The following is a 19,890-nucleotide window of genomic DNA, read 5'->3' on the forward strand; positions in this document are numbered from 1 at the left end:
GGTTGTTCTCCTCAAGATGTCGCGCGGTTCGCGCGGCGTCGATGAAAGAAATAGACCTCCCGCCGCCATTTTGGTATGTTATCGCCATTGATAGCAGTGATAACCAATCATAATGACAGCAACACTTGACATCGCCACGGTCCGGGCCTTCCTGCTGGTCGCCGACCTCCAGAGCTTTACCCGCACCGCCGAGGCGCTCGGCACGACACAGGCGGCGGTCAGCCTGAAGCTGCAACGGCTGGAAACATTGCTCGGAAAGCGCCTCGTCGAGCGCTCGCCGCGCGCGGTCCGGCTCACGGCAGACGGCGCGACGTTCCTCGATCGCGCCCGCGCGCTGATCGCGGCGCATGACAGCGCGCTGTCGGGCGAGGCCCCAGTGGCGCAGTCGCTCTCGGCTCGGCATCTCCGATCATGCTGCAGGCCCGGAGCTGGTGCCGCTGCTCGAGCGGCTGCATGCGATGTCCTCAAACCTTACGCTCGCCGTCACCATTGGCTTCTCGCGCGAGATGCAGGACGCCTATGACGCGGGCGAGCTCGATGCGGTGATCGTCCGCCAGGAAGGCAGCCGCCGCGGCGGCGAAAAGCTGGCCGAGGACGAATTCGGTTGGTTCGCGTCAAGGCGCTTCACCTTGCCCAAGGGCGAAGCGCTGCCGCTCGCAACGCTCGCCCCGCCCTGCGGCGTCCGCGCCATCGCGGTGCGCGCGCTCGACAAGGCCGGGCTCGCCTGGCGTGAGCGTTTTGTCGGCGGCGGCGTCACGGCGGTGGTTGCAGCTGCCCTTGCCGGGCTTGCAATCGCACCACTGGCGCGGCGGATCGCGCCTCCCGGATTGGTCGATGTCGGATCCGGCTACAAGCTGCCGAAACTCGGCAGTTCGAAGGTAATGCTGCATTCGAAGGTCAGCGATCCAGCGAAACTGGCGGCGCTGCGTGCGGTGGCAGCGACGTTCCGGAGTGCGGCAGCGGTCTGACGCCGCACGGCTTTACGCCTCGAGTGCGCCGCGAGCGCCTGCCAGCTTGCGTCCTGCATACCGGCCCGCGATATTGCTTAAAAATGTTCCAAGCTCGGGGAACCATCCGCCATCTGTGGCGTTTGCTCCCGTCGAGTCGGGGTCCGGAATGATCGAAAAGTTAAATCAGCAGAGAGACTTGTTCGAGAGCGAACGCAGTTTCCGCCTGTTGGTTGAGGGAGTTGCGGACTACGCCCTCTACATGCTGGATCCCACCGGGATCATCACCAGCTGGAACATCGGCGGCGAGCGCATCAAGGGCTATTCTCCCGGGGAGATCCTCGGCCAGCACTTCTCCCGTTTCTACACCGAGAGCGACCGCGCCAACGGCAAGCCCGCCCGTGCCCTCGGCACTGCACGGGAAAAGGGCCGCTACGAGGAGGAAGGCTGGCGCGTCCGCAAGGACGGGACCTTCTTCTGGGCGAGCATCGTGATCGATCCGATCTACGAGGACGGCGACCTGGTCGGCTTCGCCAAGATCACGCGCGACATCACCGAGCGGCGCAATACCCAGATCAAGCTCGAGGCCATGCAGAAGCAGCTCGCCGAGTCCCAGAAGTTCGATGCGCTCGGCCAGCTCACCGGCGGGGTCGCTCACGACTTCAACAACCTCCTGATGATCATCAGCGGCAGCCTCCACATGCTGAAGCGAGGGGCCGACGACGAGGCCAAGATTCAGCGCGCGATCTCGGCCATCGAGACTGCCACCAAGCGCGGCGCGGCGCTGACCAACCAGCTCCTCACCTTCGCACGGCGGCAGAGCGTCAATCCGCAGGCGATCGACTTCGTCGACCGCATCACGGCGATCCGCGAGGTGCTCGATGCCGGCGTCGGCAGCTCCGTGCGCCTGGCCTTCGACGTCAGCGGCGACGTCTGGCCGATCAAGACCGACGTCTCCGAGCTCGAGACCGCGCTGCTCAACCTCGTCATCAATGCCCGCGACGCGATGCCCGACGGGGGCACGGTGACGATCGCTGCGCGCAATGCGGTTCTCGACGAGGCGCCCCTCGCCGGCGAATTCGTCGCGATCGACGTCACCGATACCGGGCTCGGCATTCCCTCCGACGTTCTCGACAAGATCTTCGAGCCGTTCTTCACGACCAAGCCGATCGGCAAGGGCACCGGCCTCGGCCTCTCCCAGGTGCACGGCTTTGCCCATCAGGCCGGCGGCACGGTGCGCGTCGCGAGCACGCTCTGCAAGGGCACGACCTTCACCATCCTCTTGCCGCGCGGAGAAGAAGCGCCATCGCGCGAGGCGGCGGGAGAACCTGCGTTCTACGGCAGCGGCACGGTGCTGCTGGTCGAGGACAATCCGGACGTCGCCACCGTCAGCATCGGACTTCTGGAGCAGCTCGGCTATCAGGTGCACCGGGTTGCGGACGCCGAATCCGCCGCACTTCGCGAGATCGAGAAGAACGGCGTCGATTTCGTGTTCTCGGACATCGTCATGCCCGGCAAGATGGACGGGCTCAGCCTCGCCCATCACCTTCGCCAGATCCGTCCCGGCCTGCCGATCCTGCTTGCCACCGGCTACAGCGACGTCGCCGCCGGGGTGCGCGGCGATTTCCCGATCCTGCGCAAGCCCTACGAGATCCACGAATTGAGCGAAGCGATCGCCAAGCTGCCGCGGTGAGGTTGCTTCTTCGTCTTCCCGCGTGCGGGAAGAGGGAGTACCGGCCTACACCGTCGGCAACACCGAAAACGCCTCGCCTGCCCGGCGCAGGTTCAGCTCGTCGACATCGGCCGTCTCGCTGGTGACGCTGTCCACGCGCGAGGACGGCGGGCCGTGGCGGCACAGCGCGACCATGTCGGCGACGTGCTTTGGCGATCCCACGAACAGCGCCTCGACGCTGCCGTCGCGGCGATTGCGGACCCAGCCTTCGAGACCGCACGCCGTCGCCTGGTACTCGACCCAGGCCCGATAACCGACGCCCTGCACGCGGCCGCGGATCATGACCTGGAGGATTGCCCGGCTCACTTTTTCGGTCCGAGAAAGTCTGCGCTGCGCGCTTTCGCATCGGCTTCGCGCATGACGCGGCTGGTCAAGTCCGACGCTGGCAGGCCTTTGAGATTCTTCGGCGCGGTGCCGTCGCGCAGCGCCTTCTGCGTCTCGTACACCGCCTGGGTCGCCGCTGCGATCGGCGCGTGGCCCTGAAGCGCGATGCGCACGCGCTGGCTCTTGAGATAATCGATCGCGTTCAGTTCGTCCGGCGCACCGCCGAGGACGATCGGCAAGTGCGTGGCGGACGCGACCGCCTCGAGCTCGGCGCGCGACTTGATGCCGGTGAAAAACAGCGCATCGACGCCGGCGGCTTCATAGGCCCTGGCGCGGCGGATCGCATCCTCGATCGAGCTGACCGAGGCAGCCCCCGTGCGACCCATGATGACGAGTGAAGGATCGCTGCGGGCGTCAAGCGCGGCCTTCATCTTACCGACGCCCTCCTCCAGCGAGATCAGCTGGGTCTTTGCCTCGCGGAAGCCGGCCGGCAGCAGCGTGTCCTCGATGGTGAGGCCGGCGGCGCCCGCCGTCTCCAGCTCCTGCACCGTCCGGCGCACGTTGAGCGCATTGCCATAGCCGTGATCGGCATCGACCAGTACCGGAAGAGTTGCCGCGCGCGACATCCGCCGCATCTGTTCGGCAAGCTCGGTGAGCGTGATCAGCGTAATGTCGGGGTCGCCGAGCACAGCGAGCGAAGCCACCGAGCCGCCGAACATGCCGAGCAGGAAACCGAGATCCTCGGCGATGCGGATCGAGATGGCGTCGTAGACCGAGCCGGGATGGACGCAAGTCCCGCCCGACAGGATCGATCGCAGTTTTTCGCGCCGGGAACGAAAGGCCATGATGCCCTCTCAACTGTGCTGCGCTCGCAATGACGACGCTTGGGGCGCCGCCCAGTAATCTTCCAACGCCTACGCAAATTCCAAAATCAGCGCGTCCACCGCGAGCGTCGCGCCGGCGCTGGCGTGGATCTTCTTCACGGTGCCGTCCTGCTCGGCGCGGAGCACGTTCTGCATCTTCATGGCTTCGACCACCGCGAGCGTCTCGCCGGCCTTGATCTCCTGCCCTTCGGTCACCGCGATCGAGACCACGAGGCCAGGCATCGGACAGAGCAGCTTCTTGCCGGTGTCGGCAGCCGTGGTCACCGGCATCAGCCGCGCCGAGGCTGCTTCCGCTTCGGTCCAGACATAGACCGGCACCTCGACGCCCTGATGCGCGAGGCGGATGCCGTTCGCGATCGGGCGCACCTGCACCGCGACGAAGTGCCCGTCGATGGTGCCCTGCCAGACCGGATCGCCCGGCTTCCACGGCGACTGCAACAGATGCGCATTGCCGGCCTTGCCGTCGGCATCGACGAGACGCACCGCGATCGCCTCGCTCGCGCGCGCGACCTCCAGCTGAATCTCCTGACGGTCGAGCCAGACCGCACGGCGACGCTCGCGCTGCACGATGCGGCCGCCCATCTGACCCGAGATCTGGCGCTTGCGCTCGCCGAGCACGTGATCGATGGCGGCGCCGACCGCGGCAATGCGACGCGCGACCTCGCCTTCCGGCATGCGCACAGCAAAGCCCTTGGGGAACTCCTCGGCGATGAAGCCGGTCGAGAGCCGGCCCTCGCGCCAGCGCGGATGATGCATCAGAGCCGACAGGAACGGGATGTTGTGACGGATACCGTCGACATAGAACGAATCCAGCGCGGTAGCCTGCGCCTCGATCGCGGCCGCGCGCGACGGCGCGTGGGTGACGAGCTTGGCGATCATCGGATCGTAGTGAATCGAGATCTCGCCGCCCTCCTGCACGCCGGTGTCGTTGCGCACGGTGATGCCGTCCTGGCTCACTTCTGCCGGCGGACGGTATTTCACCAGGCGCCCTATCGAGGGCAAGAAGTTGCGGAACGGGTCTTCGGCGTAAAGACGTGACTCCACGGCCCAACCGGTGAGCGTGACGTCCTTCTGCGTGATGGCGAGCTTCTCGCCGGCGGCGACGCGGAGCATCTGCTCGACGAGATCGACGCCGGTGACGAGCTCGGTGACGGGATGCTCGACCTGGAGGCGTGTGTTCATCTCAAGGAAGTAGAAGCTCTTGTCCTGGCCCGCGACGAATTCGACGGTGCCGGCAGAGTCGTAGTTCACGGCCTTGGCGAGTGCGACCGCCTGCTCGCCCATCTTGCGGCGGGTGGCTTCGTCGAGCAGCGGCGACGGCGCTTCCTCGATGACTTTCTGGTTGCGGCGCTGGATCGAGCATTCGCGCTCGCCGAGATAAATCACGTTGCCGTGCTTGTCACCCAGCAGCTGGATCTCGATGTGGCGGGGGTCGACGATGAACTTCTCGATGAAGACGCGGTCGTCGCCGAACGAGGCCTTGGCCTCGGCCTTGGCGAGGTTGTAACCCTCTGCGACCTCGGACGTCGAATGCGCGATGCGCATGCCCTTGCCGCCGCCGCCGGCGGAGGCCTTGATCATCACGGGATAACCGATCTCGTCGGCGATCTTGACCGCGTGCTTGTCGTCCTTGATGATGCCGAGATAGCCGGGCACGGTCGAGACATTTGCCTTCGCGGCCGCCTTCTTGGATTCGATCTTGTCGCCCATCGCCGCGATCGCGCCCGGGTTGGGGCCGATGAAGACGATGCCGGCCGCCTCCAGCGCGCGCGGAAACGCCTCGCGCTCGGACAGAAAGCCGTAACCGGGATGCACGGCCTCGGCGCCCGTCTTGCGGCAGGCCTCCACGATCTTCTCGATCACCAGATAGCTCTCGGCGGCTGCGGGCGGGCCGATCAGCACGGCCTCGTCGGCCATCTCGACATGGAGGGCGTCGCGGTCGGCCTCGGAATAGACCGCGACCGTCTGAATTCCCATGCGGCGAGCGGTCTTGATGACCCGGCAGGCGATTTCGCCGCGATTGGCGATCAGAATGCGTTTGAACATGCTTTTCTTGAATCTCGACCTTGGGCGGGACCCTTCCCTGGCCGTTGGGGCCTATGGGAGGGGCCGTGTGGCTCCCGTGGTACATCAAAATCGGCCGGAGGCAACGGTCTAAATCCGGCCCCTCTGGCGTACCAGCGCAAGACCGAAACAGACCTGGCAAGCCCCGGACGGCCTACGGCTTTCCGGCCTTGGCTTTGTCCTTGGCCACGTTCCGGACCAGGCTGTGGATGAAGCCGAGTTTGGCGACCACCGCAGGCGAGAGGATGAAGGGATAGAGGTCGCGCACGCCCATGGCGCGGTTGACGCTGTTCATGGCGAAGGTGAAGGGCAGCCATGCGTTGACGATCGCCTCGACGTCCCTCGCCTCATAGGGGTTGAAACGGATGCGCGTCGTCAACTCCCCGTCGCGATCGACCTTGGGACGCACCTCCATACCGAACTCGCCAGCCATCTCCAGGCTGTCGACGATGTGCAGATAGTGCGCCCAGGTCTCGGCGAAATCCTCCCAGGGATGCGTGGTCGCATAGGCCGAGACGTAGGTCTGCTGCCAGTCCGATGGGGCGCCCTCGGCATAGTGGCGCTGCAAGGCCTGGCCGTAATCGACGGAATCGTCGCCGAACACGGCGCGGCATTCGTCGAGCTTGCCGCCGTCGCGCACCAGCACGTCCCAGAAATAGTGCCCGACCTCGTGGCGGAAATGCCCAAGCAGCGTCCGGTAGGGCTCGCCCATCTCGAGCCTGCGCCGCTCGCGCTCGATGTCGTCAGTCTCGGTCAGCGCGATCGTGATCAGGCCGTTGTCATGGCCGGTCAGGATCTTCTCCCCGCTGTTTGGATCGTCGGCGAGGAAGTTGAAGATCAGGCCGTGCTCGGGATTGTCCTGCCGGGTCTGGAGCGGCAGCTTCCAGCGGATCAGGGAATAGAACAGCCGGTGTTTCGCCACCTCCAGCTCGCGCCAGCCTGCGAGTTGCACCTGATCCGACAGGTCCGGCACGATACCGTTGTGGCGGCAGGCGCGGCAATAGCCGGTGGTATCACCTGAATCCGTCAGCCAGTTACAGGAATCGTACTCGGCATTGCTGCACAGCATGCGGCTTTCGCCCTTGTTGGCCAGCGAACTCCAAGTCCCACCTTGAGAAGTCCCACCTTGAGAAGTCCCACCTTGAGAAGTCCCACCTTGAGCCTCCCCGTCGGGTTCGATCGCCGACATCGTCTCCTTCTCCGGCAGGAACGCGACGCGATGGCCGCAGCGTTCGCAGGCGCGGTTCTCGAAATAGAGGACGTTGTCGCAGGCCTGGCAGACAAAGAGCTTCAAGCTTTAGCCTCTTCGGAAAGGGAGTTTTGGGAATGACAGTTGTAGCGCCTCGCAGATACGCGCCCGCAGGCTCATCGTTCCAATGTTCGGAACAAATAGCCAGACGTGGCGTTCATTCATACCCGCTGCACTGCATTCGGTGGCGCCTTTCCTTTCATATTCCCTTTTGAGCAATGGCCATCACGCTTCGTCTGTGTGAATATCGGTCCGGCACGTGCGCTCACGCATCACAACGGCCAACGCCTTGAACGATCCTTTGCCCGAGACCATTGCCGCCGAAAGGCTGCGCCAGCACCTGGAAGATGTCGCGCGCGAGCGCGACAATGCCTATCGCGCGCTCCAGGAGCGCGAGGCGGAGCTCGCGCGCATCCAGCGCATCGGCAAGGTCGGCGGTCTCGAGGTCGACTTCCGCGAAGGCTTCAAGAACCGCCGTTCGCCGGAATATCTGCTGCTCCACGGCCTGCCGGCGGAAGCCGCCGACGAGTCACACGAGGAATGGGTCAATCGTATTCATCCCGACGACCGGGACGCCGCGGTGAAGCACTTTCTCGATACGCTGGCCGGCACCAGCGAGGACTACACCGCCGAATACCGCATCATCCGTCCCAGCGACCGCGCGACCCGTTGGATCCGCGTCGTCGCCAAGTTCGAGCGCGACCGGGACGGTCGCGCGATCCGCCTCGTAGGCGCCCATATCGACGTCACCGCCCAGGCGCTCGCGCGTGAGACGCTGCGCGAGAGCGAGGAGCGTTTCCGGCTGATCGCCGACAGCGCGCCGGTGCCGATCTGGGTCACTAAGCTCGACCGCACACGATCGTTCGCCAACCAGGCCTATGTCGATTTCGTCGGCCTGCCCTACGACCAGGCGATTGCCTTCGACTGGCGCAAGGTGCTGCATCCCGACGACCTGCCGCACGTGCTGCAGCAATCGGTCCAGGGCGAAACCTCGCTAAAACCATTCGTGCTGGAAGCGCGCTACAAGGATTCATCGGGTGAATGGCGCTGGCTGCGCTCGGAGTCGCAACCGCGCTGGGACCCGACCGGCAAGCATATCGGCTTCATCGGCGTTGCCCACGACATCACCGCCGCCAAGCGAGCCGAGATCGAGCTGCGGCAGCTCAACGAGACGCTGGAAGAGCGCATCGCCGAGCGGACCGCCGAGCTCGAATCCAACGAGGCGCGGCTGCGCGCGATCCTGGAGACCAGCAACCAGTATCAGGGGCTGGTCAATCTCAAAGGCGAATTGCTCTATGCCAACAACACCGTCCTCGATGGCATCAAGGCGCGCTCCGCGGACGTGATCGGCAAGCCGTTGTGGGAGACGCCCTGGTTTACCGGCACCCACGGCATGAGCGCGATTGTGCGCGAGGCCTTCGATACCGTGCTCAAAGGCGAAGCTGTGCGGCTGGAGATGCGCCTGCGCCTTCCCATCGGCGAGCGCGATTTCGAATTCGGCATGCGCCCGGTGCTCGACCGCCACGGCAACATCACGGGCGCGGTGCCCGAGGCTGTCGACATCACCGAGCGCCGCCGCGGCGAGGAAGCGCTGCGGCAATCGCAGAAGATGGAGGCGATCGGCCAGCTCACCGGCGGCGTCGCCCACGACTTCAACAATCTGCTCACGATCATCCGCTCGGCCACCGATTTCCTGCGCCGCCGCGAACTGCCGGAGGAGCGCCGCCGCCGCTATGTCGACGCCATCTCCGACACCGTCGAGCGTGCCTCCAAGCTGACCGCACAGCTGCTGGCGTTTGCGCGCCGGCAACCGCTCAAACCGCAGATCTTCAACGTCGGAAGCCAGGTCGAGGGCGTCGCGCAACTGGTCCGGCCGCTGGTCGGTGGCCGCATCGAGATCGTGGTGGAGGTTCATGATGCCGACTGCTTCACAGTCGCCGACATCGCGCAATTCGAGACCGTGCTGATCAACCTCGCCATCAACGCCCGCGACGCCATGGACGGCGAGGGCCGCCTCACCATTGCCGTGCGCAAGGTTCGGGGCATCCCTCAGCTGCGCGCCCAATCAGCGCGCGGCGGCGACTATGTCGCGATCTCGGTCGCAGACACTGGCAGCGGCATCGCGCCGGAAAATATCGAGGCCATCTTCGAGCCGTTCTTCACCACCAAGGAAGTCGGCAAGGGCACCGGCCTCGGCCTGAGCCAGGCCTTCGGCTTCGCAAAGCAGTCCGAGGGCGACATCGCCGTCGCGAGCACGCATGGCAAGGGCACGACCTTCACCATCTATCTGCCGCAGGCGCAAAGCCCCGCGACAGACAAGGAAGCCGCGGCGCTGACCAATGAGACCGCGGCCACCGGGCGCGGTTATCGCGTGCTTGTGGTGGAAGACGATGACGAGGTCGGCCGCTTCTCCACCGAGCTACTGGAAGACCTCGGCTATGCCGTCCGCCGCGCCGCCAACGCCAATGCGGCGCTCGCCATCCTCGGCGAGAACGAGTTCGCCGTCGACCTCGTCTTCTCCGACGTCATCATGCCCGGCATGAACGGCGTCGAGCTCGCCGGCATGATCCGCGAGCGTTATCCGGGCCTGCCCGTCGTGCTCACCTCTGGCTACAGCAACGTGCTCGCCGAGAACGCCCATCGCGGTTTCGAGCTGATCCGGAAACCGTATTCGGTGGAATCGCTATCGCGCATTCTGCGCAAGGCGATCTCGGAGAAGCTGTCGGTGACGCGGTGAATAGCTTTGCACCGGCAGCGATGCTGGCGGCGAAGTTTTGAGGCTGGCGGATCTGTCCGAGGCGCGGTAGTCAGGGACGGATTTTGGAGATCGACTTGCCAACCGTGCCGACTGACGCCATCTGGGCCTGGAGCATCATCGCAGCCGCGACCGCAGGCGTCATCATCCGACCCTTTCGCCTGCCCGAGGCGATCTGGGCAGCGATCGGCGCTGGCACCCTGGTGCTGCTCGGCCTCCTGCCGTGGCGGGATGCGCTCACAGGAATCGAGAAAGGCATCGACGTCTACCTCTTCCTGATCGGCATGATGCTGATCGCCGAGCTCGCCCGGCTCGAAGGACTGTTCGACTATCTGGCCGCTTTCGCGGTTGAACATGCACGCGGCTCGCCGCAGCGGCTGTTCTTGCTGATCTATCTCGTCGGCACATTCGTGACGGTGCTCCTGTCGAACGACGCCACCGCGATTGTGCTGACGCCGGCCGTCTACGCCGCGACGCGTGCGGCCGGCGCAAAGCCGCTGCCTTATCTCTTCGTCTGCGCCTTCATCGCCAACGCCGCGAGCTTTGTCCTGCCGATCTCCAACCCCGCCAATCTCGTGGTGTTCGGCGCGCGCATGCCGCATCTGACCGAGTGGCTGCGCCTGTTCGCCCTGCCCTCGGCGGCTTCGATCCTGCTGACCTATGTCGTGTTGCGTCTCACCCAGCACCGCGCACTGAAGGAAGAGACCATAGCGCGCAACGTGCCGCATCCAACGCTCGGCCGCGGCGGCAAATTGACCGCCGTCGGCATCGTCGCGATCGGCGTCGTGCTGGTCACGGCATCGGCGCTGGACAAGCAACTGGGCCTGCCGACCTTCGTCTGCGGCGTGGTGACAGCCGCGATCGTGCTGCTGGTCAGCCGGCAATCGCCGCTGCCCGTGCTGCGCGGCGTCTCCTGGAGCGTGCTGCCGCTGGTCGGCGGGCTCTTCGTGATGGTGGAAACGCTGATCAAGACCGGCGTGATCGGGCAGCTCAGCGCACTGCTGCATGAAGCTGTCGGGCAATCCGTGACGAAGGCCGCATGGAGCGTCGGCATTGCCACCGCGATCGCCGACAACATCGCCAACAACCTTCCCGTCGGCCTCGTTGCAGGCTCGGTCGCCGCCAGCGATCATTTGCCCGCGCCGGTCGTCAGCGCCATCCTGATCGGCGTCGATCTGGGACCTAATTTATCGGTGACCGGTTCGCTCGCCACGATCCTTTGGCTGGTCGCACTTAGGCGTGAGAAGATCGAGGTCGGCGCCTGGCCGTTCCTCAAGCTCGGCATGCTGGTGACGCCGCCGGCCCTGATCGCGGCCTTGGCCGCCGCGATCAGGTAACGAGCATGATCTGGAAAAGTGGGCAGCGGTTTTCCGACAAGATCATGCTTAAAGCAAAAGGCTGAAGCGCGATGAAATCATCGCGCTTTGCCGTCAGTCGTTCTCGTAGCCGTAGACTTCCGGCAGGATGAAAATTGCGGCGAGCAACCCGATCAGCGGGAAGATCGCGACGAACAGCGTGGCGCCGGCCTGCCCAATCGCCGCGAACAACGACGGGAACAGGAAGATCGCGAGGAACGACGGCAGCTTCACGAACATGTAGGCGAAGCCGCTGGCGGTGCCTCGATATTTCGGTTTCGCGACCATGGTCGGGATCGTCATGCAGTTCGACGCGTCCCAATAATGGCCCCACAACATGGCGGCGGCCGCGAACGGCAGCAGGATCGTGTTGTTGGTGTAGAGCGCGAAAGCGGCGACCAGCAGCGAGGCCAGTACGATCGAGAAGCCCGCGATCGCGATGCCGCGATGGCCGATCCTCGGCGTCAGTAGCGGCCCGACCCAGCCCGACACCGCGGCAAAGCAGAACAGCCCCATCGTCACGAGGTTGTTGCCGAGCACGCTCGACACGCCCACCATCACGAACAGCACCGGCAAATAGAAAGCGAAGGTCGAGAACTCGCTACCCTGGGCGAAACAGGCGATCCAGCCGTAGATCGTCGCGCGCCAGCGGATCGGATCCTTCTTGAGGTCCGCGATGAAGGCGCTGGTGCTGACCTTCGGCATCACCACGTCCTGGTCCGGCAGCATGGCAAGATCGTCATTGAACATCTCGCGCGCCACCTTCTTGGCCTCGCGGAAGCGCCCCTTCTGCACCAGCCACACCGCGGTCTCCGGCACGTCATGGCGCATGATCAGGATGATCAGAGCCGGCACCGCTCCGAGGCCCAGCGTCACGCGCCACAGCATCTCGTGCTGGATGTCGAGCAGCAGGAAGATCACGATGACGCCGATGGTGAGGACTTCGCCGACGGCGAACATGAACTGCCAGCGATTGCCCATCACCTCGCGCTCACCCTTGGCCATGGATTCCATGATGTAGGTGTAGCCGGTCGAGATGTCGGAGCCGAGCGGAACGCCGAGCAGGAAGCGGATCACCACGAGCCAGCCGACGCTGGGCACGACGGCCTGCGCCAGCGCCAGCACGATGAACATCACCATCGTGATCAGGAACATCACGCGGCGTCCGATCTTGTCGGACAGCCAGCCGCCGAGCAGCGCACCGAGCAGGGCGCCGCCCTGCGTGCCGGCCGCAGCCAAGCCCAGCATCAGCGGATCGGGATTGTACTGCTCCTTGATGAAGATCAGCACGAAGGCGATCGAATAGAGATCCCACGCCTCGACCAGGATCGAGGCCATCATCAGCCAACCGACCTTGTTGCCCTTGGGACTGTAGTTCGTGATGAGGTAACGGACCGCGGCTTCGCTCGCCATCGGTTGTGGCATCGCCATCGTCGACATGCTTGGTCCTCCTGAACTTTTACGTGCCGAGCAGCGGCTCGATGCTGCAATCGAGCAGCCGCGGGTCGATCCCTGCTTCCATGCCCGTGAACATCTCGCCCATGTAGTCGATCAGCGCATCGCTCGCCTTCACGGCGTCCTCGACACGACGATTGGCAACCGCATTGAGAATAGCCAGATGATGATCGATTGTTCCTGACAGCTCCGCCTGCCCCGGCATGAAGCGGTGGTGGATGTAGCCGATGCGCCGATACAGCGTGTGCAACGGCCGCAGCGTATGCACCAGAAACGGCTCGCCGGCCGCGTCCAGGACCAGCGCGTCGATGCGGCGGTCGATGCTGTTGAACTCGTCAAGGGTCAGGCTGGCGCGGCGCTCGCGCAGCAGCCTATCGATGTGCAGCGCCTGATTGCGGTGCGAGAGGCTGGCGCGATCGGCCGCAAGCCGGATCACGAAACGCTCCATGTCGCGGCGCAAGGCCAGCAGCATGCGCTCGCGCGCCAGATCGATCGGCGCAATGTGCAGACCGTGGCGCGGGCGGATGATGATCAACGTATCGGCGGAGAGACGATTGACGGCGTGATGCACCGGTGTGCGGCCGAAGCCGGTGATGTGCTGCAATTCCAGCATCGTCATGAACTGGCCGGGCTTGAGCTCGCAATGGACGAGGAGCTCCTCGATCTTCTGATAGGCCAGCTCGAAGAAATTGAGGCGGTTGCGGCGGGAGGGCTTGCCCTCGCCGTCGTCGTTCCTCACCACCTTGAGCGTGCGCTTGCGCGTTGCCATGTCGTCCCTCCCCTCGGCCCGCGCAGTCGTTGAAGAGCGGCGCCTTGCTTGTGATATCCTTAAAACATGTTGTGATATATTACAAGCAGACGTAAGATTCCGTCCGTGCCCGCACCATGCTGCGGTGCAGAATGGCAACAAGACGGCGCTGCGCGCGCCCCGCAATGGGAGGAGTATTGCCGTGCAGATCACGTCGATCGAGACGCTGCGCACCGAGGAATTCTCCAACGTCATCTGGGTGCGCGTCCACACCGATACGGGCATGATCGGTCTCGGCGAAACCTTCTACGGCGCCGGCGCGGTCGAAGCGCAGATTCACGACACCTTTGCCGGCCGCCTGCTCGGCCGCAATCCGCTGCACATCGAGGCGATCCATCGCGACATGCTGAACCTGCCGATGGCACAGTCCTCGACCGGCGTCGAATATCGCGCGGCCTCGGCGATCGACATCGCGCTGTGGGATCTGTTCGGCAAAGTCTGCAATCAGCCGGTGCACCAGATGCTCGGCGGCCTCTGCCGCGACAAGCAGCGCATCTACAACACCTGCGCCGGCACCCAATACGTCCGCTCGACCAATATCAGCCCAGTCGCCAACTGGAATCTCGGTGCCTCCAAGAGTCCTTACGAGGATCTCGACGGCTTCATGCACCGCGCCGATGCGCTCGCGGAAAACCTGCTGGAGAGCGGCATCTCCGCCATGAAGATCTGGCCGTTCGATCCGGCGGCGCAAGAGAACAAGGGTCTCTACATCACCGCCGCGCAGATGAAGCAGGCGATCGAGCCGTTCGAGAAGATCCGAAAAGCGGTCGGCGACAAGATGGAGATCATGGTCGAGCTCCATTCGCTCTGGAACCTGCCCACCGCCAAACAGATCGCGCGCGCTCTCGAGCCCTACAAGCCGACCTGGTACGAAGACCCGATCCGGATGAACTCGCCGCAGGCGCTGGCCGAATATGCCCGCTGCACCGACGTCTGGGTCTGCGCCAGCGAAACGCTGGGCTCGCGCTTCCCTTACAAGGACATGCTCGACCGCGACGCCATGCATGTGGTGATGGCGGATCTGTGCTGGACCGGCGGCCTCACCGAGGGCCGCAAGATCGCGGCGATGGCCGAAACCTATCACCGGCCCTTCGCACCGCACGACTGCATCGGCCCGATCGGCTTCATCGCCGCCATCCACATGTCGTTCAGCCAGCCCAACACGCTGATCCAGGAATCGGTGCGCGCCTTCTACAAGGGCTGGTACAATGAGCTCGTCACCACCATGCCCACGATCAAGGACGGTTTTGTCTATCCGATGGAAGGGCCCGGCCTCGGCGTCGACCTTCTGCCCGCCGTATTCGACCGCTCCGATCTGACCGTAGCGCCGTTCCAACGCCTAGGGATATTTGAGATGAGTACCGCCCTCTTCGACCTTTCCGGCCGCACCGCGCTCGTGACCGGCTCCTCCCGCGGCCTCGGCCGCGCCATCGCAGAGGGCATGGCCAAGGCCGGTGCCAGGATCATCGTCAACGGCGTCGATCCCAAGCGCGTGGAGCAGGCCGTCGCCGAATTTCGCGCCGCCGGCCACCAGGCCGAAGGCGCCGCTTTCAATGTCACCGACGAGCCCGCAATCGTCGCAGCCTTCGACGGCTTCGACAGACAAGGCATTGCGGTCGACATCGTCGTCAACAATGCCGGGATCCAGCACCGCAAGCCGCTCGTGGAGTTCACCACCGACGAGTGGCGCAAGGTGATCGAGACCAACCTCACCAGCGCCTTCGTGATCGGCCGCGAGGCGGCCAAGCGCATGATCCCGCGCAAGCACGGCAAGATCATCAATATCGGCTCGCTCGGCAGCGAGCTCGCGCGTCCGACGATCGCGCCCTACACCGCCGCCAAGGGCGGCATCAAGAATCTGACCCGATCGATGGCGGTGGAATGGGCCCAGCACGGCATCCAGGCCAATGCGATCGGCCCCGGCTACATGCTCACCGACATGAACGAGGCGCTGGTCAACAACACCGGCTTCAATAGCTGGCTGATGGGCCGCGTCCCCTCGAAGCGCTGGGGCAGACCGGACGAGCTGGTGGGCGCCGCGATCTTCCTGGCGTCCGACGCCTCCACCTATGTCAACGGCCAGATCATCTATGTCGATGGCGGCATGATCGCCGCGATGTGATCGCGAAGAACCAAGGAACGAACCCATGCGCGCCGTCGTCATTCACGCACCGAAAGATTTGCGGATCGACCTCTATCCAGATGCAGCGCCTGGTCCGGGTGAAGTCCGCGTCAAGATCGCGAACGGCGGCATCTGCGGGTCCGATCTGCACTACTATCATCACGGCGGCTTCGGCGTCGTGCGCATCCAGCAACCGATGGCACTGGGGCACGAGATCGCCGGCGTGGTCGCCGATGTCGGTGACGGCGTCACCAACGTGAAGTCGGGCACCCGTGTCGCGGTCAATCCGAGCAAGCCGTGCGGGCGGTGCCTGCGTTGCCAGGAAGGCATGCGCAACCAGTGCCTCGACATGCGCTTCCTCGGCAGCGCGATGCGCTTTCCCCATGTGCAAGGCGGCTTTCGCCAGTTCGTCACGGTCGATGCGACGCAGGCCGTGCCCATCGCGGACAAGCTGTCGCTGGCGGAAGCCGCGGTCGCCGAGCCGCTCGCGGTGTGCCTGCATGCCGGCAAGCAGGCCGGCCCCCTGCTCGGCAAGCGCGTGCTGATCACGGGCTGCGGCCCGATCGGCGCGCTGATGATCCTGGTCTCGCGCTTCGGTGGCGCGGCCGAGATCGTGGTCACCGATGTCGCGGAGGCGCCGCTTGCGGTCGCCAGAAAGCTCGGTGCCAGTCACGCCATCAATGTCGCGGCTGATGCCACGGCGCTTGATCCCTGGCGCACCGGCAAGGGTGTGTTCGACACGCTGTTCGAAGCCTCGGGCAACCAGGCCGCGCTGCGCACCGCGCTCGACGTGCTCAGGCCCGGCGCCACATTGGTGCAGCTCGGCCTCGGCGGCGAGATGACGCTGCCGATCAACTCCATCGTCGCCAAGGAATTGCAGTTGCGCGGCACCTTCCGCTTCGATCCCGAGTTCGAGCTTGCGGTGCGGCTGATGGGCGAAGGCCTGATCGACGTGAAACCGCTGATCACGGCGACGATGCCGTTCGAGAACGCGGTCGCGGCATTCGAGCTCGCCAGCGACCGCTCGCAGTCGATGAAGGTGCAGCTGACCTTCTGAAGTCGCCTGAAGCCTATTGCCGCGGCTGGTTCTCGATCATGCGATCGCTGACCAGCCGCACGGCGCCCCTTTTCCACGAATAGTCCGCGCCCAAGCGCAGGCCGCTGTCGCCGCGTGCGAGCACGGCGCCCGTCTTTGCATCGCGCACCTGGAATCCGAGCGTGTATTCGGTGCGGCTGACCCGCCGCACCACCCCGATCAGCGACTGATCCGCGCCGAGCCTTTGCGCAATCGCCGCCTCGCAGCCGCCGCAGTCGCGTAGCGCGCGCGCCTTCACCGCCTCCTCGTTTGCACTGCCGACATCGACGAGACGGTAGCGGCCGGATTGGCCGAGGGCGTCGCGGACGCTGCCGGTCACTTCGGCCAGATAGGATGCATCTGCGGCCGCGAGGCCGGCGGCCGGTGCCGCGGTGTTGTCGTCGAGCTCGAATTCGAACACCCCCAGTGCGATCGGCGCCGGCGTGCCTAGCGCGGCCATCACCTCGCGGGACACGAAGGTCTCGGCGCGCTCCCATGATTCATCATTGTCGCCGCGGAAGGTGTAGAGCTTGTCCATCACGACCTTCCTGGCGCCAACGTCGATGACCGCGACTTTGGCCCATTGCACCAACGTGCTCGTCTTCTGGATGCCGCCGATGACCTTGAACGCCGCGCCGTCCTGGGCCGACGGCACGAGCCGGTAGCGCCGGTCTCCGCCGATGTCTCGCCGCAGCGCGGCCATGAAGGCCGACAGCCGTCGCTCGTGGGCGGCGGTCTGGTTGGCCGGTTCAGCCGACGTATCGGTATAGCTGAAGTCGTCCATGGCGACGCCGAGGGCGGTCTCGGCGCCGGCCAGCGCATAAGACGCCGGGAGGACGACAAGGAAACAAGCAGAGAGGATCAACCGGCGCAGGTGCATGAAAGGGCCTCGTGGGACCGAGCGGCGCGCCAATCTGGACGGCGGAATCAGGCCATGCAGCAGCGCCGGTCCCGGCGATCGCCGGGAAAATTTCACGACGGTGCACCGTAGTCACGCCTGGCGGCTTTCCGCCGGTTGCGTTCTGCCGTTTAATGCGGGCGCGACAAACCCGTTCGCACCAGGTGCCCGCCGATGTGGAACCGCCCGAGGTTCGATCTCAAAGTCCGTCTGACGTTGCGCGTGGCCGCGATATCGGCCGCCTGCTTCGCCGCGATCTCCGCCTATTTCCTGATTACGGCCGACCGCGCCGCGCATGCGCGCCTCGACGATATCGCCGCCATTGTGGCGAAGACGCTGGAGCTGCAACAGGGCAAGATCCAGTGGGTCGCCAGTCCGCGCTCGGACTTTCCCAACCTCGACCCCGTTTCGGCCTATGTGATGACGCCCGGCCTGTGCCTGGCGTTCCGCGGCACGAGCGGCGACATCCTCCAGCGCTTCTGCAGCGGCGCGCCGGTCCCGGCGAGCCCGCCGCCGCAAGTTTTCGCGGCCTTCTATCGCGGCCTGTTCGACCCCGGCCGCGAAGCGGCACGGCCTGTGATCGTGCGCGGAGCGAAGCTCGGCGAGGCCGTGGTCTCGGTCGAGCCGGCCGTACAGACGGCGGAGGCCTGGCACGAGGCCGGCCGCTTGATGCTGGCGCTGGCGATCGCGCTGCCGCTGCTCTGCGCGCTGGTCTACGCCGCGCTGGCACGCGCGCTGCGCCCCACCCGCATGATCCGCACCGGCCTCGAGCGGATTGCCGCCAACGACCTCACCACGCGGCTGCCGCCGTTCGACCTTGCCGAGCTCTCCGCGATCGGCGTCGGATTCAACCATCTTGCCGAAAGCCTCGACAATGCGCTTGCCGAACGCAGCGAGCTGACGCGGAAGCTGATCGCGCTCCAGGACGAGGAGCGCCGCCACCTCGCGCGCGAGCTGCATGACGAGTTCGGCCAGTCGCTCGCCGCGATCCGCGCGCTCGCCTCCTCCGCCCGCCAGACCGCCGCGCAGGACTGCCCTTCCCTGCTTGGCGAATGCGACGGCATCGCGCGGACCGCAACCGGCATGATGGAGACGCTGCGTGGCACGCTGTTCCGGCTGCGGCCACCCGATGTCGAGGAGCTCGGGCTGGTCGCCAGCCTCGAAGGCCTGGTCGCGGGCTGGAACGGACGCAGCCGCGGCGAGACGCGCTTCTCGATCCGGTTCGACGGGGCGTTCGAGACGCTGCCGGCCACGATCAGCGCCAGCCTTTACCGCATCGTGCAGGAGGCGCTCACCAACGCCGCCAAGCATGCCGTCGCCACGCGGGTCAGCCTGGAATTGACGATGGGAGCCAGCGAGATCGCGCTTGCGATCGACGATGACGGACGCGCGACCGATCCCGTCGCGAAATCCGGAATGGGCCTGCTGGGCATGCGTGAGCGCGTCGCAGCCTTGCGCGGCCAATTGAGCTTCGAGGCCGCGCCGAACGGAGGCTCCGCACTGCGCGTGGTCATTCCGCTCGCAGCCGCTGATCGGCAGCCGCTGGAGCACGCCGCATGAGCGCGGCCGACGCGACCATTTTGCTGGTCGACGACCATTCGGTCGTCCGCGAGGGCTATCGCTCCGTGCTCGAGAAGCAGCCGGGATTGCGCGTCATCGCCGAAGCCGCCGACGGCGCGGAGGCCTATCGTCTGTTCAAATCCGAGGCGCCCGATCTCGTCATCATGGATCTGAGCATGCCGGGCATCGGCGGTATCGAGGCAGTCAGGCGCATCAGGCAGTGGGACAAGAGCGCGAGGATTCTCGTCTTCACCATGCATGAGAATGCCGGCTTTGCCGTGCAAGCGATCCGCGCCGGCGCCAGGGGGTACGTCACCAAGACCAGTCCGCCGGAGACGCTGGTGCGCGCGGTGATGGACGTGCTGGCCGGCAAGATCGCCATCAGCCCCGACATCGACCATGAACTCGCACTGAGCCGGCTCGCCGGGGAAAGCTCGGCCGCCGACGTCCTCACACCGCGCGAGTTCGAGGTGCTGCGGCTGCTGCTCGCCGAGAACACGACGGACGAGATCGCCGAGACGCTCCATGTCAGCCCAAAGACGGTGGCGAACCTGCATTCCCTGATCAAGGACAAGCTCGGCGTCGGCTCCGACATCGAGCTGGTCCGGCTGGCGCTACGCCAGGGAATATTGACGGAAGTCGATCTCGGCGAGGCCTGATCG

14 protein-coding genes and 2 pseudogenes are annotated in these 19,890 nt (G+C 65.4%); 9 read left to right on the top strand and 7 right to left on the bottom strand.

The genetic code is table 11. From position 1 onward, the window contains the following. The first annotated feature begins 112 nt into the window (after positions 1-112). Together ACVWYI_RS24585 and ACVWYI_RS24590 are read left to right on the top strand one after the other, a co-directional pair. Positions 113-968, top strand: a pseudogene (locus tag ACVWYI_RS24585) (LysR family transcriptional regulator). A 148-nt stretch (positions 969-1,116) separates the two neighbouring features. Beyond that, positions 1,117-2,640: an ATP-binding protein gene (locus ACVWYI_RS24590; RefSeq protein WP_456663428.1), complete on the top strand. Its 1,524-nt coding sequence runs from the start codon at positions 1,117-1,119 to the stop codon at positions 2,638-2,640. A gap of 45 nt (positions 2,641-2,685) precedes the next feature. Here the strand turns inward: ACVWYI_RS24590 and ACVWYI_RS24595 are convergent, their stop codons facing one another. The 4 genes from ACVWYI_RS24595 to ACVWYI_RS24610 form a co-directional block, all read right to left on the bottom strand. Continuing rightward, positions 2,686-2,985: an acylphosphatase gene (locus ACVWYI_RS24595; RefSeq protein ID WP_247340762.1), complete on the bottom strand. Its 300-nt coding sequence runs from the start codon at positions 2,983-2,985 to the stop codon at positions 2,686-2,688. After that, positions 2,982-3,848 carry an isocitrate lyase/PEP mutase family protein gene (locus ACVWYI_RS24600; RefSeq protein ID WP_456663429.1) on the bottom strand — a complete coding sequence of 289 codons (867 nt, stop codon included), beginning with the start codon at positions 3,846-3,848 and terminating at the stop codon, positions 2,982-2,984. Before ACVWYI_RS24600 ends, ACVWYI_RS24595 begins: the two co-directional genes overlap by 4 nt. Before the next feature lie 69 nt (positions 3,849-3,917). After that, positions 3,918-5,933 carry an acetyl-CoA carboxylase biotin carboxylase subunit gene (locus ACVWYI_RS24605; RefSeq protein WP_456663430.1) on the bottom strand — a complete coding sequence of 672 codons (2,016 nt, stop codon included), beginning with the start codon at positions 5,931-5,933 and terminating at the stop codon, positions 3,918-3,920. A gap of 172 nt (positions 5,934-6,105) precedes the next feature. After that, positions 6,106-7,245 (bottom strand): zinc-binding metallopeptidase family protein, encoded by a 1,140-nt coding sequence (locus ACVWYI_RS24610; protein WP_456663431.1) that lies wholly within the window; start codon positions 7,243-7,245, stop codon positions 6,106-6,108. 214 nt (positions 7,246-7,459) lie between these two features. Between ACVWYI_RS24610 and ACVWYI_RS24615 the strand changes: the two genes are divergently transcribed. After that, complete coding sequence (locus tag ACVWYI_RS24615) at positions 7,460-9,937, top strand: PAS domain S-box protein (RefSeq protein WP_456663432.1); 2,478 nt, start codon at positions 7,460-7,462, stop codon at positions 9,935-9,937. A gap of 104 nt (positions 9,938-10,041) precedes the next feature. Continuing rightward, a complete protein-coding gene (locus ACVWYI_RS24620; RefSeq protein ID WP_456664573.1) occupies positions 10,042-11,292 on the top strand; it encodes an arsenic transporter in 1,251 nt (416 codons plus the stop codon). 93 nt (positions 11,293-11,385) lie between these two features. Here the strand turns inward: ACVWYI_RS24620 and ACVWYI_RS24625 are convergent, their stop codons facing one another. Both ACVWYI_RS24625 and ACVWYI_RS24630 read right to left on the bottom strand, forming a co-directional pair. Continuing rightward, on the bottom strand, positions 11,386-12,750 hold the full coding sequence (locus tag ACVWYI_RS24625; protein WP_247445888.1) for an MFS transporter: 1,365 nt from the start codon (positions 12,748-12,750) through the stop codon (positions 11,386-11,388). 19 nt (positions 12,751-12,769) lie between these two features. Next, entirely contained in the window at positions 12,770-13,534 is a 765-nt protein-coding gene (locus tag ACVWYI_RS24630; RefSeq protein WP_247340773.1) for a GntR family transcriptional regulator, read from the bottom strand. Positions 13,535-13,715: 181 nt separating this feature from the next. On the opposite strand from ACVWYI_RS24630, the pseudogene ACVWYI_RS24635 reads away from it, so the two are divergent. The 3 genes and pseudogenes from ACVWYI_RS24635 (at position 13,716) to ACVWYI_RS24645 (ending at position 16,752) form a co-directional block, all read left to right on the top strand. Next, a pseudogene (locus ACVWYI_RS24635) lies at positions 13,716-14,916 on the top strand (mandelate racemase/muconate lactonizing enzyme family protein). An 11-nt stretch (positions 14,917-14,927) separates the two neighbouring features. Then, complete coding sequence (locus ACVWYI_RS24640; protein WP_456663433.1) at positions 14,928-15,695, top strand: SDR family oxidoreductase; 768 nt, start codon at positions 14,928-14,930, stop codon at positions 15,693-15,695. Positions 15,696-15,720: 25 nt separating this feature from the next. Continuing rightward, positions 15,721-16,752 carry an L-idonate 5-dehydrogenase gene (locus tag ACVWYI_RS24645; protein WP_456663434.1) on the top strand — a complete coding sequence of 344 codons (1,032 nt, stop codon included), beginning with the start codon at positions 15,721-15,723 and terminating at the stop codon, positions 16,750-16,752. A 13-nt stretch (positions 16,753-16,765) separates the two neighbouring features. On the opposite strand, the gene ACVWYI_RS24650 is transcribed toward ACVWYI_RS24645, so the two are convergent. Then, positions 16,766-17,650 (bottom strand): DUF3280 domain-containing protein, encoded by an 885-nt coding sequence (locus ACVWYI_RS24650; RefSeq protein WP_247445892.1) that lies wholly within the window; start codon positions 17,648-17,650, stop codon positions 16,766-16,768. 192 nt (positions 17,651-17,842) lie between these two features. Between ACVWYI_RS24650 and ACVWYI_RS24655 the strand changes: the two genes are divergently transcribed. Both ACVWYI_RS24655 and ACVWYI_RS24660 read left to right on the top strand, forming a co-directional pair. Further along, positions 17,843-19,228 carry a HAMP domain-containing sensor histidine kinase gene (locus ACVWYI_RS24655; RefSeq protein ID WP_247445893.1) on the top strand — a complete coding sequence of 462 codons (1,386 nt, stop codon included), beginning with the start codon at positions 17,843-17,845 and terminating at the stop codon, positions 19,226-19,228. After that, positions 19,225-19,887 (top strand): response regulator, encoded by a 663-nt coding sequence (locus ACVWYI_RS24660; protein ID WP_456663435.1) that lies wholly within the window; start codon positions 19,225-19,227, stop codon positions 19,885-19,887. Before ACVWYI_RS24655 ends, ACVWYI_RS24660 begins: the two co-directional genes overlap by 4 nt. Positions 19,888-19,890 lie beyond the last annotated feature (3 nt).

This window comes from Bradyrhizobium sp. LB13.1, assembly GCF_054056815.1.

Excerpts from the sequence above, each read along its gene's own strand:
- ACVWYI_RS24590 (WP_456663428.1), top strand. The coding sequence starts at position 1,117 with ATGATCGAAAAGTTAAATCAGCAGAGAGACTTGTTCGAGAGCGAACGC.
- ACVWYI_RS24600 (WP_456663429.1), bottom strand. The coding sequence starts at position 3,848 with ATGGCCTTTCGTTCCCGGCGCGAAAAACTGCGATCGATCCTGTCGGGC.
- ACVWYI_RS24605 (WP_456663430.1), bottom strand. The coding sequence starts at position 5,933 with ATGTTCAAACGCATTCTGATCGCCAATCGCGGCGAAATCGCCTGCCGG.
- ACVWYI_RS24625 (WP_247445888.1), bottom strand. The coding sequence starts at position 12,750 with ATGTCGACGATGGCGATGCCACAACCGATGGCGAGCGAAGCCGCGGTC.
- ACVWYI_RS24630 (WP_247340773.1), bottom strand. The coding sequence starts at position 13,534 with ATGGCAACGCGCAAGCGCACGCTCAAGGTGGTGAGGAACGACGACGGC.
- ACVWYI_RS24640 (WP_456663433.1), top strand. The coding sequence starts at position 14,928 with ATGAGTACCGCCCTCTTCGACCTTTCCGGCCGCACCGCGCTCGTGACC.
- ACVWYI_RS24645 (WP_456663434.1), top strand. The coding sequence starts at position 15,721 with ATGCGCGCCGTCGTCATTCACGCACCGAAAGATTTGCGGATCGACCTC.
- ACVWYI_RS24650 (WP_247445892.1), bottom strand. The coding sequence starts at position 17,650 with ATGCACCTGCGCCGGTTGATCCTCTCTGCTTGTTTCCTTGTCGTCCTC.
- ACVWYI_RS24655 (WP_247445893.1), top strand. The coding sequence starts at position 17,843 with ATGTGGAACCGCCCGAGGTTCGATCTCAAAGTCCGTCTGACGTTGCGC.
- ACVWYI_RS24660 (WP_456663435.1), top strand. The coding sequence starts at position 19,225 with ATGAGCGCGGCCGACGCGACCATTTTGCTGGTCGACGACCATTCGGTC.